Below are 16,374 nucleotides of genomic sequence, written 5' to 3'. Positions count from 1 at the left end.
AAACACTCCTTACTTTCCCAGGCAGAAGCTTGAGAATATTTCATCCAACAAGTCTTCTACACCAATTCTGCCAACCAGAGCTTCCAAAGCGCGGATCGCGGTCCTCAGTTCCTCGGCTGCGATATCATACAGGTCGGGACCTGATTCCAGAACAGCGATTGCAGCACTAAGTGCATCGCGCGCTGTGATCAGCGCTATACGATGCCTTTCACGCGTGGCGATACCATGGGTAGTAGTTCGATCACCTAAAACACGCGATATGTTGGAAATCAACCGATCCACACCCTGCCCGGTTTTCCCTGAGATTCCTTCATCAGAACTGTTTCTCAGATCGGATTTCGGAAGAACCTGAATATCTCCCTCCAACAGCTGAACGCCCAGCTCTTTTGGATCATCAGTCAGAAATACGCGCAGATCGGCGGCCTCGGCGCGCTTTTTGGCCCGCTCAATTCCCAGGCTTTCGACGTGATCGTCGGTTTCCCGCAAGCCCGCTGTATCCAACAAAGTAACGGGAAGTCCCTCAAGGTCCATTCGAACTTCAATCACATCGCGCGTTGTGCCGGCATATTCCGACGTGATCGCTGCATCGCGACCTGCCAGAGCATTCAGCAATGTCGACTTTCCGGCATTTGGCAAGCCAACAATCGCAACCTCGAACCCGGTTCGAATGCGTTCTGCAATACGAACCCCTTCAGCTTCACGTTGTAAATCTGCAATGACATCTGTGATCAACTGGCGTACTTCAGGGGTAACATCGGTTGGCACCTCTTCATCGGCAAAATCAATCACTGCCTCAAGCAGCGATGCGGCGCGGATCAAATCGCGCCGCCAGCGTTCAGCCAAATTCCCAAGCTCTCCGGCCAGAATGATCTGTGCTTGCTTGCGTTGAGCTTCTGTCTCAGCGTCGATCAGATCGGCAAGGCCCTCGACCTGTGTCAAATCCATTTTGCCGTTTTCCAAGGCACGGCGGGTGAATTCCCCGGGATCGGCCAGGCGCAAACCGTCCATGTCCGCAAGGCAGCGCATGACGGCGTTGACAGCCGCTGTACTGCCGTGAATCTGTAGCTCTGCCACGTCTTCGCCAGTAAAGCTGGCCGGGGCCTGGAAGGTCAGAACTACCCCATCATCCAGGCGCGATCCGTCTTTGCCATACAGGCTGCGCACCCGCATCCCGCGGGAGGGCAAAGCAGCACCGGAAAGAGCAGCCGCGGCAGGATGCGCCAAGGGGCCCGAGAGACGGATGACCGCCACCCCTGCCTTGCCTTGCGCGCTGGCCAAGGCGAATATCGTATCCATTCGACCGCCTCGCTTGCGTCCAGGACCTGTGTCAGGTGTTCATCGAATCGAAGAACTCGCCATTTGTCTTGGTCTGTTTCAACTTGGACAACAGGAACTCGATCGCATCGGTAGTGCCCATCGGGTTCAGGATACGGCGCAGAACAAAGGTCTTGGCCAGATCACCCTTATCGACCAGCAAATCCTCTTTCCGCGTACCGGATTTGAGGATGTCGATAGCCGGGAACACGCGCTTATCTGCGATCTTACGATCCAGAACAATTTCCGAGTTACCGGTGCCTTTGAATTCTTCGAAGATGACTTCGTCCATCCGGCTGCCGGTATCAATCAGCGCAGTGGCGATGATGGTCAGCGAGCCGCCTTCTTCGATATTCCGTGCCGCACCAAAGAATCGCTTAGGCCGTTGCAGAGCGTTTGCATCCACACCGCCGGTCAGAACCTTACCCGAGGATGGAACCACGGTGTTAAATGCCCTACCAAGTCTTGTGATCGAGTCGAGAAGAATAACAACATCTCGTTTATGCTCGACCAAACGCTTGGCTTTTTCGATAACCATCTCAGATACGGCAACGTGGCGGGTGGCGGGTTCGTCAAAGGTCGACGACACGACCTCGCCCTTCACCGAACGCTGCATGTCAGTCACCTCTTCCGGCCGCTCGTCGATCAGTAGGACGATCAGATAGCACTCAGGGTGGTTCTTTTCGATCGAGTTCGCAATATTCTGCAGGATCACCGTCTTACCGGTCCGTGGCGGTGCCACAATCAACGACCGCTGACCTTTACCGATCGGCGAAACCAGATCGATGACACGGGCGGACTTGTCCTTGATGGTTGGGTCTTCGACCTCCATCTTCAGGCGCTCATCCGGATAAAGCGGTGTCAGGTTGTCGAAAGCAACTTTATGCCTGGCTTTCTCGGGATCTTCGAAATTGATCTTGGTGACCTTGATCAGTGCGAAATACCGTTCGTTCTCGTCCGGCGCCTTGATATCACCTTCGACCGTATCACCGGTGCGCAACGAATGCTGGCGGATCATTTCTGGCGAGACATAGATATCATCAGGACCGGGCAAATAGTTCGCCTCGGGCGAACGCAGGAACCCGAACCCATCTTGCAGAACTTCAAGTACGCCATCGCCGCCCACGGTCCAGCCTTCATCTGCGCGTTCACGCAGAATCTGGAACATCATCTCGCCTTTTCGCATGGTCGAGGCGTTTTCGATCTCAAGCTCTTCGGCCATCGCCAAAAGGTCTTTGGGGCTTTTGGCTTTCAGATCGGCCAGATTGAGGGATTCATTAGACATGATGATAAGAACCTTGGCCGCATGGATGCGGCTCGGACTGGAATTTCAATACGGAAGATACGCCGCCCGGACGGGCGTGTTACGCGATAAATAAGCGCTTACCTACAAAGAGTCAAATAGCTGCTCAGAACTTCAGAACGACCGCCAGAACGATGATAACCATCAAAATGGTAGGCACCTCGTTCATCATGCGATACTGCCGCCCAGTGAGCGTATTTCGGCCCTCTAAGAAGTCCTTTCGACGTTCCATCAGCCAGTAGTGGAACCAAGTCATCGCAATCACTGCTGCGCCTTTGACCCAGGGCCAGGCAAAATCCCAGCCGACTATGCCTGGAGTGAGTACCATGATCAGGCCGCAGGCCCAGGCCACGTACATCGCCGGGCGCATGATCACCCGCAGCAGCTTTTCTTCCATTTCAAAGAAGATCTCCTGCGCCCCGTCAACGCCTTGGGCTTTTTCTACGTGATAGACGTACAATCTAGGCAGATAGAACAAACCGGCCATCCAAGAGATCACGGCCATGATGTGCAGGGACTTCGCCCAAGGATAGATGGCGAAAAGAAGATCAGTCATTCCAGCTCCGGGCGTGGTTTGGATCTCTCCCTATAAAAAAAATAGGAAAAGAGAAAGGATGATGGTTTTGTAGGGAGATCAAATTCCGTGGATTACTTATTTACCCATCTGTTTTCCCCAAGTGGATAGTTTCACCCGAGAACTGGGTAATTCTGTTGATTTCATAAAAAATAACAATAAAACAATATGTTATGATTATATAGGACGTAGAATTCAGGGGATAACTTGATGAATAAGCTGGGATATCCCGCTTGTCCCGATGTTCAAAGTTATCCTTGTCCAGACTGGACAGGGTTCGGGCGACTCATAGAAGTTTTTCGCGAAAACACCGGGCTTGCGTGTCAACAGGAAAACCATACAAACCATCCTTGAACGATCAACCATTTGCTCAGGGGGTTTTCCACATTTCTGTCCCCATCATATTGGCCTCGGGGTCATCCATTCGTGCGCAGTTGCTAGAGAATGCGGGAGTGCGGTTTACCGTTCAAACTGCACGCGTGGACGAAGAGACCGCCAAACGGGCTTTGCTGGCCGAAGAGGCATCTCCACGTGATATTGCCGATACTCTGGCAGAGATGAAAGCCCGCAAGGTCAGCGACAAGGTGCCGGGGCCGATGGTTCTGGGATGTGATCAGGTGCTGGATTTCGAAGGTCAGCTTTTGTCCAAACCGCAATCGCCCGAGGATGCGCTGGCGCAGCTCAAAGCGATGCGGGGCAAGCGGCATATGCTGTTATCCGCAGCCGTCATCTATCAGAATGGCGAGCCGATCTGGCGACATGTAGGTCAGGTGCGCCTGCGGATGAGGATGAGTTCGGACGCCTATCTACGCGACTATGTTGCGCGCAACTGGGACAGCATCCGTCACGCTGTCGGGGCCTATAAGCTTGAGGAAGAAGGCGTGCGGCTGTTCGCAACCATTGACGGTGACTATTTTAACGTTTTGGGTATGCCCCTATTGGAGCTGTTGAATTTTCTTGCGGTCAAAGGGGTGATTGATCAATGAGTGGTAAGCAGATCCCGCTGGCGGGTGTGATCGGGCATCCGATTTCCCATTCGAAATCCCCAATACTGCATGGCCATTGGCTGAAAACTTATGGCCTGGCCGGTCACTATATCCCCATGGATGTCGCACCGGATGATCTTGAGGCTGTTCTACGAACCTTGCCCAAAGCCGGATTTGTCGGGGCCAACATCACAGTGCCCCATAAAGAGGTGGCCTTGGATCTGGCGGATACGGCTTCGGACCGGGCCAGGCAGATCGGGGCTGCTAATACGCTTGTGTTTCAGCCCGACGGTTCGATCCATGCGGATAACACCGATGGGTACGGGTTCATGCAGAACCTGCGCAGCGGCGCCCCAGATTGGATTCCAGCGGATGGCCCCGCGGTTGTCTTTGGTGCCGGAGGCGCAGCGCGTGCGGTTCTTCAAGCGTTGGTCGATGCCGGTGTGCCCGAGATTTTGTTGACCAATCGGACGCGCTCACGTGCAGATCGCCTGAAGGAAGAGTTTGGCACGACCATAACGGTGGTGGATTGGTTGAAAGCGGGCAACGTGGTTGAAGATGCGGAACTTGTGGTCAACACAAGTTCGCTTGGGATGCACGGCCAGCCCGAGCTGCGGGTGCCTCTGGACGGGTTACAGCCGGGTGCCATAGTCACCGATCTGGTCTATGCGCCACTTAAGACACGTTTGCTGCAAACAGCAGAACAGGCGGGATGCACACCCGTAGATGGCCTTGGCATGTTGTTGCATCAGGCCGTACCTGGATTTGAAAGCTGGTTTGGGGTGCGCCCTGAAGTCACTTCTGATTTGCGTGCTGCGGTGCTGGGATGAGCTTTGCACTTGGCCTGACCGGTTCTATCGGCATGGGAAAAAGCACAACTGCCAGCATGTTCGTCGACGAAGGCTGTGCGTTGTGGGACGCAGATGCCGCCGTGCATCGGCTATACGCGCGTGGCGGGACAGCGATCAAGCCGATGCGTAGGGCGTTTCCTGAGGCCATTATCGACGGCGCGGTTAGCCGGGAAGTATTGAAACGGTTCATTTCGGCAGACCCAGCGGCGCTGAAAGCGATTGAGGCCATTGTTCACCCGCTGGTGGCGGCGGATCGAGCGGTGTTCCGGGAACAAGCCACCGCAGATATTCTTGTTTTCGATATTCCGCTGCTTTTTGAAACCGGTGGAGATGCGGCGATGGATGCGGTCGCCTGTGTCTCGGTCCCGGCTGACGAGCAGAAACGCCGCGTGATGGCGCGCGGTACCATGACCGAGGCGCAGTTCGAGCAGATCAAAGCCAAGCAGATGCCGAATGACGAAAAATGCGCGCGGTCTGATTTTGTGATCGTCACGGACAGTCTGGACCACGCCCGCGCGCAAGTGCAGGATGTGGTCAGACAGATACGAGCAGGGCTGACAGATGCGTGAGATCGTACTCGATACAGAAACCACAGGCTTTGATCCTGAAAGCGGCGACCGGATTGTGGAAATCGGTGCGGTTGAGCTTTGGAATCACGTCGCCACGGGCGAAACCTATCACGTCTATATCAACCCTCAACGGTTCATGCCCGAAGAGGCGTTTGGCGTGCACGGCATTGGCCCCGACCTGCTGGAACCACCCCGCCCGGTGGAAAAAGGTCAGGTCACGCTTAAGGACAAGCCGGTTTTTGCCAAGGTTGGTCAGGGGTTTCGGGATTTTGTCGCTGACTCGAAACTGGTGATCCACAATGCGTCATTCGACATGAAATTCCTGAATGCCGAGCTGGGCTGGATGGGTCTGGCGCCGATCCCGATGGATCAGGCGCTGGATACGCTGGCGATTGCGCGCAAACGGTTTCCGGGCTCGCCCGCCTCGCTGGATGCGTTGTGCCGGCGGTTCAACATAGACAACTCGAACAGGGTCTTGCACGGGGCGTTGCTCGACTCTGAAATTCTCGCTGAGGTCTATCTTGAGCTGATCGGCGGACGTCAGCCAGATTTCGGGCTGTCGACCTCTGCGTCTTCTTCGGTTGGCGGAGCAGAAGAGTGGCGGCCATCGCCGCGCAAAGATGCCTTGCCGTCCCGGATCACCCAAGACGAACGCGCGGCGCATGAGAAATTTATTGATAAACTGGGCGAAAACGCCCTTTGGTCCCGCGCCTGAGATCACTCCGGCGCGGGGAGGGCTGATTAGGCCTGAGTCTTTTGCGTCTCGGCTTGGCGACGCATCAATTCATTCCGGTACAGGCTGACAAAATCAATATTGTCCAGGTTAACCGGCGGGTATCCTCCATCGCGCGTGATGTCGCTGACGATGCGGCGCAGGAACGGGAACAGCATGCGCGGGCATTCGATCATCAGGAACGGATGCAGCTGGTCTTCGGCGACACCTTCCACATGGAACAGGCCGCAATAATCCAGCTCGCACAGGAACAGGATGTCTTCCATGCCCTTGGCTTTGGATTTGAGGTTCAGCTTGATCGACACCTCGTATTGATGCTCAGCCGGGCGCTTTTTGGCGTCCAGATTGACCTGAACCGCGATCTCGGGCTGGACATCGCCAGACACGCCTTTTTGCGCCATCACGTTTTCAAAGGACATATCGCGAATGAATTGTCCCAGAACGCGCATCTGGATCTGGGGTGCGGTCTGGGCCGCGGTGTTTTCTTGGGCGCCGTCTTCGGCCATGGGTCTACTCCGAAACTGAAATTCGCCACTGCTTAGCAAGTTGGGCGAGGCACCTCAATGCTGGTGCGGCCCTTCGACCCATTTCGATGGCTTTGACGGGTTCTGACGGGGACGAACCTCGGTGTATTCACCGTCGACCACATCGCCCTGGGTCGATGCTTGGGGCCCGGTCCTGAACTGCGTCCCGCCGCCCATCTGAAACTGCGTGATTGTGACCTTCGAGCGGAGATAACGGAATACAGAGACCCGGACGCCAGGGATTAACAGCGCAAATCCAACGGCATCGGTGAAAAACCCCGGTGTCAGCAGCAAGACACCAGACAGCAAGATCATCGCGCCATGGGCCAAAGGTTCGGTCGGGTCGTCAAGCTCTGCAAAGGATCGTTGCAGGTTTTCCAGCGCCATGCGACCTTGTGTCCGCACCAAAGCGGTACCCAGAACGGCCGTTAGAACCACGATCGCAAGGGTTGGCCACAGTCCGATTAGCCCACCAACCTGAATGAACAGGCCGATTTCGATGATCGGAACAAGTAAAAAAGCCAGGAACAGGTACATTTGCATTATCCTTTACTGCAGGTCGGGCGGTAGACTTGTCCCGAACTGTCACCTACATAGTGGCAAGAGGCCGTGTATACAAAGTCGCGGTCTGACCAAGAGGATGAAATGAACGAACCAATGATCCAGTTGCTGGTCCTGGCCGGAATTGCCGTTTTCCTGATCCTGCGCCTGAAAAGCGTACTGGGTACACGTGAGGGTTTTGAGAAACCCCCGCTTCAACAACAGTCCGAAGCCAATAAGTCGCGCCGTGATTTTGAGGTGATTGAGGGCGGGCCAGATCACGACATTACCGATCACGTGCCCGAGGACAGCGAACAGGCGCAGACCCTATCCGCTATGAAACGGATCGAGCCGGGCTTTTCGGTGGGTGAATTTGTTCAGGGCTCTCGCGGCGCTTATGAGATGATCGTCATGGGGTTCGAAAAGGGCAATCTGGATGAAATCCAGCCCTTCCTGTCGGAAGAGGTATTTGATACCTTTGTTTCGGTCGTTGCCGCGCGCGAGGATCAGGGGCTGACCATCGAGGCCGAATTTATCGGTGTGCGCGAAACCACACTGGCAGATGTGAGCTTTGACAAGGATACCAACCAGGCCGAAATCACCATGAAATTTGTTGGTGAGCTGACTTCGGCCGTGCGGGATCGTGGTGGCGATATCATCGAGGGCAACCCAAACACGGTTAAACGTCAAAAGGACAGCTGGACCTTTGCCCGCGTTATGGGCTCGGACGATCCGAACTGGCTGCTTGTTGCCACGGACGCATGATTGAAGCGTTTCGGTCGCTTTTCCTGGTGGCTGTCATGACCACCTCTGCCAGCGCCGAGGTGACACGATCCATACTGTCCTATGATGACCTGAATGGTTGGGCCGCCGATGATCACGGGGCGGCCCTTTCGGTTTTTCTGAACACGTGCGGTGATCTGGATGATCCGGACTGGCAGGCATTGTGCGGCGTGGCGCGCACCTATAAGCCCGATGCGGCCCGGTCATTTTTTGAGCTGTTCTTCCGTCCCGTTCTGGTCGAAGACGGGAAGGATGGCCTGTTCACAGGCTATTTTGAACCCGAACTGGACGGGTCCAAAACCAGATCGGAGCGGTATAAATACCCGATCTATAAAATGCCTCCTGAGGCGCGCGGAGCCGAAAAATGGTTATCCCGTCGCGATCTGCTGACCGGTGATGTCATGCAGGGCCGCGGTCTTGAAATCGCCTGGGTGGACGACCCAGTCGAGCTGTTCTTTCTGCAGATTCAGGGCTCAGGCCGTATCCGGTTGCCCGATGGGAGGGCGCTGCGGGTCGGTTATGGGGGCGCCAATGGGCATCCTTATCGTTCGATCGGGTCCGAACTGATCCGGCGCGGTGCCCTGGGTGCGCATCAGGTCAGTGCGCAGATGATCAAATCCTGGGTCCGCAAGAATCCCGAGGCGGGTACCGAATTGCTGTTTCACAACCCGTCTTATGTGTTCTTCCGCGAGGTGAATCGTGTTGCACCGGAATTTGGCCCTCTGGGTGCGATGAACCGTTCGGTCACTACCATGCGCAGCATTGCCGCCGATCCGGCATACACACCGCTGGGTGCTCCAGTCTGGGTCGAAAAGGACGGCAAGGATCCTTTGCGCAGGCTGATGATCGCTCAGGATACCGGGTCGGCCATCAAGGGCGCGCAACGGGCTGATATTTTCTTTGGAACCGGCGATGCCGCAGGGGCTGCAGCGGGGCGCCTGAAAGATCCGGGTCGCATGGTGGTACTGCTGCCGATTCAGCGCGCATATGCTCTTTTGCCGGACGAGTTCTGATGTCGCGCCGCAAATTGACCCCTGACGAAATGGATCTGTGGCGCAAGGTGACCAAACAGGCAGATCGCCTGCATCCCGAACTGCCGCAGTCGGTGCACCCCACCTCATTGCCCAAGCCGAAACCGACAAAGACCTTTAAGCCCCGGATCGAGGCGTTTGAAGTCGGGCAGAACGCGGCTGGCAGGGGTGTGCGGCATGTGTTGAAACCATCCGTTACCGAAGGGTTACGCGCCAACCCGGTGCAAATGGACAGCAAGGCTTTTGCCCGGATGAAACGTGGCAAGCTCCGGCCCGAGGGCAAGTTGGACTTGCATGGCTTGCGGATGGACACGGCCTATCCGGCGCTGGTGCGCTTTGTGCTAACCGCGCAGGCTTCGGGCAAGCGCCTGGTTCTGGTGGTGACCGGAAAGGGCAAAGATCGGGATGAGCCCGGCCCCATCCCCACTCCGCGCGGCGTCTTGCGCAATCAGGTGCCGCAATGGCTGTCCCTACCGCCCTTGGCACAGGCTGTGATGCAGGTGACGCCCGCGCATATCAGCCATGGTGGCGACGGGGCCTATTATGTCTATCTGCGTCGCAGTCGCTAAAGCGTGCGTGCGGCGCGGCTGATGCCAATCCAGGTCAGCAGACAAACCAGCAAAAAGAAGACGCCGATCCACAGGAACTGCGTGTCCAGCGGAACCCCCTGATCAATCAACACGCCGGTCAGTCCGGGGCCAATCGCCGACCCAAGGACCATGACCGCCGTGGCCATGGCCTTGATCGCGCCAATATGACGGGTTCCATAGAATTCCGCCCAGAACGCACTGGGCAAGGTGCTGTTTGCGCCGACGGTAAGCCCCAGAAAGACCAATGCAGCAACCGCACCCCCAATCGAGGTGCTTGCAGCCGCCAACATGAAGCCGATAGCTATTGGCACCTGATAAAAGGGCATCATTCGGGCGGTTCCCCATTTATCCAGTGCCCATCCCGCGACAAACATCGAGATCAGGGAAACACCTGTGTAGACGGGAAACAGCGCCACCAACTCGATATGTTGCCAGCCTTTGACCTCGGCCAGATGGACCTGATGAAAGAAGAAGGCGGTGATAAAGGCAGAAGGACCCAGCAAGGCGGGGGCCATGAACCAGAACAACGGGTTCAGCAAAGCGTCGGTGCGTGTCCAGTGCCGCCCCTGCATACCTGCTGCTGAGTACTCGCTGGCCAGACTTTGCGGTGTGCGCTCTTGCCGAAGCAAGCGCAGCAGAATCGGAATGCCGGCCACACAAATACCTGCCGAGATGATCCAGAGCAGGCGCCAATCCAAAAACACCATCGCAGCGACAAAGATTACCGGCAAAAGCGCTTCGCCAACCGCAAATCCGACCGAGGCGATCGACAAGGCCTTGCCGCGCGTTGTGGTAAACCAACGCGCCATCGCGACCAAGGCAAGATGGGTGCTCATCCCCTGCCCGAACAGGCGCAACAGGAAGATCACCAGCGGTAGCAGGATCAGCCAGCGGTTCAACGCCATCGCTAGCGCCGCCACGGCTAGCCCAGCCAGGACAGCGGGGCCGAGCACACGCACCCGGAAGATATCCGTAAGTCCGCCCGCCCAGATCATGATGATGGCGGATGCGGTCGTACCCAGCGAATAGATCCCACCCCAGGCCCCATGGCTCAGCCCGAACGTCGCACGAATTTCGCCGGAAAAGATCGAGATGAAGAACGTTTGCCCAAAACAGGACAGAAAAGTCAGCAGAACTCCGGCGCCAAGCCATGAGGCATTTGCTTTCAGATAATGCCCCAGGTGAAAGGACATTACGGAGAGCTGACCTTGGCCTGCCCGGTCTCGGTCAGCTCAATCTCGGTCGCCCCGGTCGGGTTGCGGACCTCGGCGGGGGCGATCACGTCAATCCCGCGTTGCCTGCCAAAGGTACTGCTGACCCGGCGGGCGGAATTGATAATCGCCAAAAGCGCCGGAGAGGTTGCAGCCACGAAATGAGACGACCCGGCATCGCTGTTGAAGGCGGTCGTATCCAGAATACTGATCTTATATTCGGACAGCGCATCGGCCGAGCTGATATTTCCCAGACGTTCGCTTTTGGCGGTACCGCGCAGGCGTGCGGATATACTCAGCAGCCTGTCTTTGCGTGAGATCATCACAATGAACGGGTCAGGCAGCGTTTTGATGCTGTCCATCTGCGACCGGAACAGATCGACATCCAGATCCGGTGCGATCAGAACAACCCCTTCGATATTCCGATGCGACCAGCCCGGTTCGCGCAGCTCGGCCTGCCGCATCATCTCCATCGTCAGGGCGGTGCCCATGGAATGCGCCACAAGGATAACCCGATCGACCCCCATTGATTTCAGCTGGCGAACAGTTTGTTCCAGACCATCACGGGCGAACAGCATGCTGTCGATGTCATAGGCATAGCCATAACCCGTTGCCTGGCTTGGCCAGGAATAGACCATGGTTTCACCCGGTATTTCCAGATCATGTTCCAACTGCGCGGCGCGGAACACTGTTTCCGACTGGGTCGTGTTATAGCCGTGGATAAAGATCGAAACCTCGTCCACACCTCTTAGTCGCGAGGCAAGGCCCTGGGGTCCGGCAAGCTCGTCTTCATCAGCCATCACGAACTGATTTTCCGGGTCCGGGTCGGCATAGGAAAAATCCAATGTCCCGGGTGTGTGATTGGGTGGAATCGAGACCGTCATCTCGAGAAACTGCAGCTGATCGCTGCGGCGGTACCCATAGGATCCGTCCGCTTCGCGCGCGCGGGTGGTTGCTGCGTAAATGGTTTTGGGCGTGCCAATGTCCAGTGCCGAGGGCACGGTTTGAGATACGGTCCGGTCGACACATGCGGCAAGCGTTGCCGCAGTCAGGACAAAAATAATATAGCGCAGCACCTGTCGCCCCCTAAGGAATTTGCGCACACGCTACTCTATTCTGATCCCAGGTCCAGCGGGGTCAATGACGCGGACCGGCAAAAACCGGCTGGAGATATTACAGAACGTAACGGCTGAGGTCCGTAGACTTTGTCAGCTCACCAAGATTGTCGTCAACGAACTGTGCATTCACGGTGATTTCCAAACCGGCCTGATCGGGGGCTGTGAAAGACAATTCCTCGAATACGCGCTCCATCACGGTGTAAAGCCGACGTGCGCCGATATTCTCGACGCTTTGGTTCACATCCGCTGCGATTTTCGCCAGGGCCGCGATGCCGTCCTCGGTAAAGCTGACCGTGACATCCTCGGTGCCCATCAAGGCAGTGTACTGGCGGGTCAGCGCGTTGTCTGTCTCGGTCAGGATGCGGACGAAATCCTCTTCGGTCAGTGCGCGCAGCTCGACACGGATCGGCAGGCGCCCCTGCAGTTCCGGCAACAGGTCGGACGGTTTGGCAATATGAAACGCGCCAGAGGCAATGAAAAGAATGTGGTCGGTTTTGACCGGCCCATGCTTGGTGGAGACGGTTGTGCCTTCGATCAGAGGCAACAGGTCACGCTGCACCCCCTCGCGGCTGACATCACCGCCGCGTGCGTCCGAACGGGCGCAAACCTTGTCGATCTCGTCAAGAAACACGATGCCGTTCTGTTCAACCGATTCCAGCGCCGCGCGGTTTACGGTTTCGTCATCCAGCAGTTTATCGGCCTCTTCCCCGATCAGCATGTCATAGCTTTCGGCGACGGTCAGGCGTTTCTTGACGGTGCGCCCGCCAAAGGCCTTGCCGAAAATATCGCCCAGATTCATCATCCCCATCTGACTGCCCGGTTGGCCAGGGATATCGAACATCGGCATCTGGCTTGAGGTATCCGTCAGTTCCAGCTCGATCACTGTGTCGTCCAGCTCTCCGGATTTGAGCTTTTTGCGGAACATCTCGCGGGTGCCCTCACGTGCGTCTTCCCCGGCAATGGCAGTAATCACCCGGTCTTCGGCGGCCTGATGGGCCTTGGCTTTGACGTCCTCACGCATGAATTCACGGGTCTGCAGGATCGCGGCATCGGCCAGATCACGCACGATCTGTTCCACATCGCGGCCAACATATCCAACCTCGGTGAATTTGGTGGCCTCGACCTTGATGAAGGGTGCGCGGGCCAACTTGGCCAAACGCCGGCTGATCTCAGTCTTGCCAACGCCGGTGGGGCCGATCATCAGGATATTCTTGGGATAAACCTCATCCCGGATGTCATCAGCCAGTTGCTTGCGCCGCCAGCGATTACGCAGCGCCACGGCGACCGCGCGCTTGGCATCCTTCTGCCCGATGATAAAGCGATCCAGTTCCGAGACAATCTCGCGCGGGGTCAGGTCGGTCACGGGGGCAGTCCTTTCGGTCGGCATAAGTTGGCTGCGGTCTAGGTAATCACCGCAACGGCGAAAACAACAGCGGCAGCGTTGGTTAGCAACGCCCCACCCGGTTTGCAAATGCTTTCCATAGGTAAAGCGCCCGGCCTCTGGTACAGTGATTTCAAAGCGTTGAGGGCCTGGAGCGCGGAAATGACCAAGATTGCCAAGATCACCCTGCTGTTTGTCGTGTTTGTCGACCTGATCGGGCAAGGGTTAGTCTTTCCGATCATCAACTCATTGATCATGGAGACGAAATCGGGGTTCCTGCCTGAAAACACCTCCATGGGCACCCGGCATTTCTACTACGGCTTGGTGATTGGCTGTTTCTTTCTGTCCTGGTTTCTGGGCGTGGTCTATGTCTCTAAGGTTTCAGATTCCATTGGTCGCAAGAACGCGCTGCTAGTGTGTCTGGGAGGGGCATTGATAGGTTATGCGCTGACCATCACTGCGCTGTATCTCAACAGCCTTCTGCTGTTGATTGTCGGCCGGTCGATCACCGGGTTTACGGCTGGCAACCAGCCTATCGCGCAGGCGGCAATGATTGACGGCAGCACCGATGCCGCTGACCGCGACCGCAACATGGGCTATATCGTGACAGGTGTCAGCTTTGGCCTGGTTGGCGGTCCCATTATTGGCGCGGTCCTGTCGGACTCGGCCCTGCTGGGCAGCGCGGCGACGCTGAAAACGCCATTCTACGGCGCCTTTGTTCTGGTGTTGATCGCCATTTTCCTTGTCGCCGCGTATTTCAAGGATACCCGGACCGAGCGTGAGCCCTTTGTCTTTCGCCCCCGCGATATCACCGACAGCCTGATAGCGGTGCGCGAACATCCGATGGTTCTGAAAATCATGCCGGTCTATGGCCTGTTCATGATCGCCAATGTGACCTTCTATGTGTTTGTCGACAACTTCCTGACCAGTGCATTTGGATACGGGGTCATCGGCGGCAGCATGGCCATGGTCGTCATTGGGGTTGCGCTGGCCTTTTCCAGCACCTTCCTGGTCAAACCTGCGCAAGAACGGTTCAGCAAACACCAGATCATCTATGTCTCACTGGTTGTGATGGTGATCAGCGGCCTAGGTTTCGCCTTCAGCCCCAGCGGTGTGCTGAGCTATGTCCCGGTCTTTTTCTTCTATTTCTTCTTTGGCGTCTCATACCCGACACTGCTGGGCCTGTTTTCCTCCAGTGTCAGCGACACCGATCAAGGCTGGGTCATGGGGGTGACCACGGCTGTCTTCTGTTTGGCCGGGGGCGTCATGTCCCTGATCGGCGGCGGGTTGATGAGTATCGACATCCGCCTGCCCTACTACATCGTGATCCTGACCGCCCTGTTGGGGCTGGTCGGGATGCATAAGCGGTGGAAAGGCAAAGAGATCCGAGAGCTGTTGGCCTGAGACAGTTCTGCGTCTTAGATCGTCTCAACCGTGAGATTGCCATTGGTATAGACGCAGATATCGGCGGCGATGGCCATGGCTTCGCGGGCGACTTGTTCCGCCGGTCTGTCGCCATCCATCATCGCGCGCGCCGCTGCCAGGGCAAAATTGCCACCCGATCCGATGGCAGCCACGTTGTGTTCCGGCTCCAGCACATCCCCTGCCCCGGTAATCACCAGCAGATCCTTGCCATCAGTGACGATCAGCATCGCCTCAAGCTTTTGCAGGTATTTGTCGGTGCGCCAGTCCTTGGCCAGCTCGACCGAGGCGCGGGCCAGTTGGCCGGGTGTGGCCTCAAGCTTGGTTTCCAGACGTTCCAGCAGGGTAAAGGCATCGGCGGTTGATCCGGCGAAGCCTGCGACAACCTCGAACCCGCCGGGTGACAGGCGGCGTACCTTGCGCGCGGTCCCTTTGATCACGGTCTGGCCCAAGCTGACTTGCCCGTCCCCGGCAATGACCACCTGCCCGCCTTTTTTGACGCCAATAATGGTTGTGCCGTGCCAACCGGGAAAGTCGCTGTCTGCCATGGGGGCCTCCGTTTTCGCCTGCTGTTCTATATGGGCCGGTCTCATCCGCAGCGCAACAGTTCACAACTTGCTTATAAGATATGCAAAAAACGCAAATCGGGGCTGTAAAACCAGCAATTGTGGGACTCAGTTGAAAATCCTACATGAGGCTCACAACCGACAACGGGTCGGCTGTTTCTGTTTATAAGGAATGCGCAAATGGCAACTACCGCAAATATCCATGCGCCGCTCGGAGCAGCTACCATCCTGCATGTAGTGGACGCGTTTTTTGGCGCTTTTGAAAAAGCCGCCGATTGGAATGAATCCCGCAAAACCCGCAATGCCCTGTCGGCTCTCAGTGATGAACAGCTGGACGATATCGGCCTGTGCCGCGCGGATATCACCACCCTCTGATCCACGAGAATTCGTGAATTCAAGATAAGCCGCCCGGGTCTGGGCGGCTTTTTCTTTTTCTGCGCAGCTTTTTCCAGTCAGACAATTCAGGCGGAAGCGCTTTGCCCCAGATACGAAAAAAGGCGCCCCGAATGAGGCGCCTTCAAACGTTGTTTCCCGAACCGGATCAGAGCGCTTCTTCGATCCAGCTTTGCAGCGCGGCTTTCGGTGCGGCGCCTGCGCGGTTCGAAACGACCTGACCATCCTTGAAGATGAACAGCGCCGGGATGCCACGTACGCCCATGGCGGCGGCAGAGTTCGGGTTGCTGTCTACATCGACTTTGGCGATCTTGACCTTGTCGCCATATTCAGCCGCCAACTCTTCCAGAGCGGGTCCGATCTGTTTACAGGGGCCACACCATTCGGCCCAGAAATCGACAACTACGGGGATGTCGGAATTCTTGACTTCGGCGTCAAAAGTATCGTCGGTAACAGCTACGGTCGACATATTCTGTCTCCTGAAT

19 protein-coding genes are annotated in these 16,374 nt (G+C 56.6%); 9 read left to right on the top strand and 10 right to left on the bottom strand.

Features of this window, described 5'->3' with window-relative positions; genetic code table 11:
* Positions 1-9 precede the first annotated feature (9 nt).
* From mnmE to AC2FIM_RS16390, 3 genes are all read right to left on the bottom strand, one after another.
* Positions 10-1,296: a tRNA uridine-5-carboxymethylaminomethyl(34) synthesis GTPase MnmE gene (gene mnmE / locus AC2FIM_RS16400; RefSeq protein ID WP_281973386.1), complete on the bottom strand. Its 1,287-nt coding sequence runs from the start codon at positions 1,294-1,296 to the stop codon at positions 10-12.
* Between the two features lie 31 nt (positions 1,297-1,327).
* Positions 1,328-2,599, bottom strand: coding sequence for a transcription termination factor Rho (gene rho, locus AC2FIM_RS16395; RefSeq protein WP_142637421.1), 1,272 nt, complete (start codon positions 2,597-2,599; stop codon positions 1,328-1,330).
* Positions 2,600-2,723: 124 nt separating this feature from the next.
* Positions 2,724-3,173 (bottom strand): CopD family protein, encoded by a 450-nt coding sequence (locus AC2FIM_RS16390; RefSeq protein WP_271950620.1) that lies wholly within the window; start codon positions 3,171-3,173, stop codon positions 2,724-2,726.
* A gap of 404 nt (positions 3,174-3,577) precedes the next feature.
* Between AC2FIM_RS16390 and AC2FIM_RS16385 the strand changes: the two genes are divergently transcribed.
* The 4 genes from AC2FIM_RS16385 to dnaQ are packed head-to-tail and all read left to right on the top strand — an operon-like array spanning position 3,578 to position 6,312.
* The gene (locus AC2FIM_RS16385) at positions 3,578-4,177 is read left to right on the top strand and encodes a Maf family protein (protein ID WP_142637605.1); all 600 of its coding nucleotides are present in this window, start codon (positions 3,578-3,580) and stop codon (positions 4,175-4,177) included.
* Entirely contained in the window at positions 4,174-5,007 is an 834-nt protein-coding gene (locus AC2FIM_RS16380; protein WP_271950622.1) for a shikimate dehydrogenase, read from the top strand. Before AC2FIM_RS16385 ends, AC2FIM_RS16380 begins: the two co-directional genes overlap by 4 nt.
* Entirely contained in the window at positions 5,004-5,597 is a 594-nt protein-coding gene (coaE, locus tag AC2FIM_RS16375; protein WP_271950624.1) for a dephospho-CoA kinase, read from the top strand. Before AC2FIM_RS16380 ends, coaE begins: the two co-directional genes overlap by 4 nt.
* Complete coding sequence (gene dnaQ, locus AC2FIM_RS16370; RefSeq protein ID WP_496678647.1) at positions 5,590-6,312, top strand: DNA polymerase III subunit epsilon; 723 nt, start codon at positions 5,590-5,592, stop codon at positions 6,310-6,312. The genes coaE and dnaQ overlap by 8 nt, the downstream gene beginning before the upstream one ends.
* Positions 6,313-6,338: 26 nt before the next feature.
* On the opposite strand, the gene secB is transcribed toward dnaQ, so the two are convergent.
* Together secB and AC2FIM_RS16360 are read right to left on the bottom strand one after the other, a co-directional pair.
* Positions 6,339-6,836 (bottom strand): protein-export chaperone SecB, encoded by a 498-nt coding sequence (gene secB / locus AC2FIM_RS16365; RefSeq protein ID WP_142637430.1) that lies wholly within the window; start codon positions 6,834-6,836, stop codon positions 6,339-6,341.
* Between the two features lie 54 nt (positions 6,837-6,890).
* Positions 6,891-7,391 carry an FxsA family protein gene (locus tag AC2FIM_RS16360; protein WP_142637432.1) on the bottom strand — a complete coding sequence of 167 codons (501 nt, stop codon included), beginning with the start codon at positions 7,389-7,391 and terminating at the stop codon, positions 6,891-6,893.
* A 108-nt stretch (positions 7,392-7,499) separates the two neighbouring features.
* On the opposite strand from AC2FIM_RS16360, the gene AC2FIM_RS16355 reads away from it, so the two are divergent.
* The 3 genes from AC2FIM_RS16355 to AC2FIM_RS16345 are packed head-to-tail and all read left to right on the top strand — an operon-like array spanning position 7,500 to position 9,777.
* Complete coding sequence (locus AC2FIM_RS16355; RefSeq protein ID WP_496678644.1) at positions 7,500-8,159, top strand: Tim44/TimA family putative adaptor protein; 660 nt, start codon at positions 7,500-7,502, stop codon at positions 8,157-8,159.
* Positions 8,156-9,190 (top strand): murein transglycosylase A, encoded by a 1,035-nt coding sequence (gene mltA, locus AC2FIM_RS16350; protein WP_271950628.1) that lies wholly within the window; start codon positions 8,156-8,158, stop codon positions 9,188-9,190. Before AC2FIM_RS16355 ends, mltA begins: the two co-directional genes overlap by 4 nt.
* Entirely contained in the window at positions 9,190-9,777 is a 588-nt protein-coding gene (locus AC2FIM_RS16345; protein ID WP_271950630.1) for a Smr/MutS family protein, read from the top strand. The genes mltA and AC2FIM_RS16345 overlap by 1 nt, the downstream gene beginning before the upstream one ends.
* On the opposite strand, the gene AC2FIM_RS16340 is transcribed toward AC2FIM_RS16345, so the two are convergent.
* From AC2FIM_RS16340 to hslU, 3 genes are all read right to left on the bottom strand, one after another.
* Positions 9,774-10,991 carry an MFS transporter gene (locus AC2FIM_RS16340; protein WP_271950632.1) on the bottom strand — a complete coding sequence of 406 codons (1,218 nt, stop codon included), beginning with the start codon at positions 10,989-10,991 and terminating at the stop codon, positions 9,774-9,776. The genes AC2FIM_RS16345 and AC2FIM_RS16340 overlap by 4 nt on opposite strands.
* Positions 10,991-12,085 (bottom strand): alpha/beta hydrolase, encoded by a 1,095-nt coding sequence (locus AC2FIM_RS16335; protein ID WP_142637442.1) that lies wholly within the window; start codon positions 12,083-12,085, stop codon positions 10,991-10,993. Before AC2FIM_RS16335 ends, AC2FIM_RS16340 begins: the two co-directional genes overlap by 1 nt.
* A 97-nt stretch (positions 12,086-12,182) precedes the next feature.
* Positions 12,183-13,490, bottom strand: a complete 1,308-nt coding sequence (gene hslU, locus AC2FIM_RS16330; RefSeq protein WP_142637444.1) for an ATP-dependent protease ATPase subunit HslU — start codon at positions 13,488-13,490, stop codon at positions 12,183-12,185.
* 180 nt (positions 13,491-13,670) lie between these two features.
* Here hslU and AC2FIM_RS16325 point away from each other — a divergent pair, with 180 nt between their 5' ends.
* Complete coding sequence (locus AC2FIM_RS16325; RefSeq protein ID WP_496678640.1) at positions 13,671-14,912, top strand: MFS transporter; 1,242 nt, start codon at positions 13,671-13,673, stop codon at positions 14,910-14,912.
* 14 nt (positions 14,913-14,926) lie between these two features.
* Here AC2FIM_RS16325 and hslV read toward each other — a convergent pair whose 3' ends face one another.
* Positions 14,927-15,478, bottom strand: a complete 552-nt coding sequence (hslV, locus tag AC2FIM_RS16320; protein ID WP_271950638.1) for an ATP-dependent protease subunit HslV — start codon at positions 15,476-15,478, stop codon at positions 14,927-14,929.
* 198 nt (positions 15,479-15,676) lie between these two features.
* On the opposite strand from hslV, the gene AC2FIM_RS16315 reads away from it, so the two are divergent.
* A complete protein-coding gene (locus tag AC2FIM_RS16315; protein WP_142637449.1) occupies positions 15,677-15,871 on the top strand; it encodes a DUF1127 domain-containing protein in 195 nt (64 codons plus the stop codon).
* Positions 15,872-16,037: 166 nt separating this feature from the next.
* Here the strand turns inward: AC2FIM_RS16315 and trxA are convergent, their stop codons facing one another.
* A complete protein-coding gene (gene trxA / locus AC2FIM_RS16310; protein WP_271950641.1) occupies positions 16,038-16,358 on the bottom strand; it encodes a thioredoxin in 321 nt (106 codons plus the stop codon).
* Positions 16,359-16,374: the final 16 nt, after the last annotated feature.

Source organism: Ruegeria sp. CDSC052, from assembly GCF_059610685.1.
This window is presented reverse-complemented; position numbering and strand designations above follow the sequence as displayed.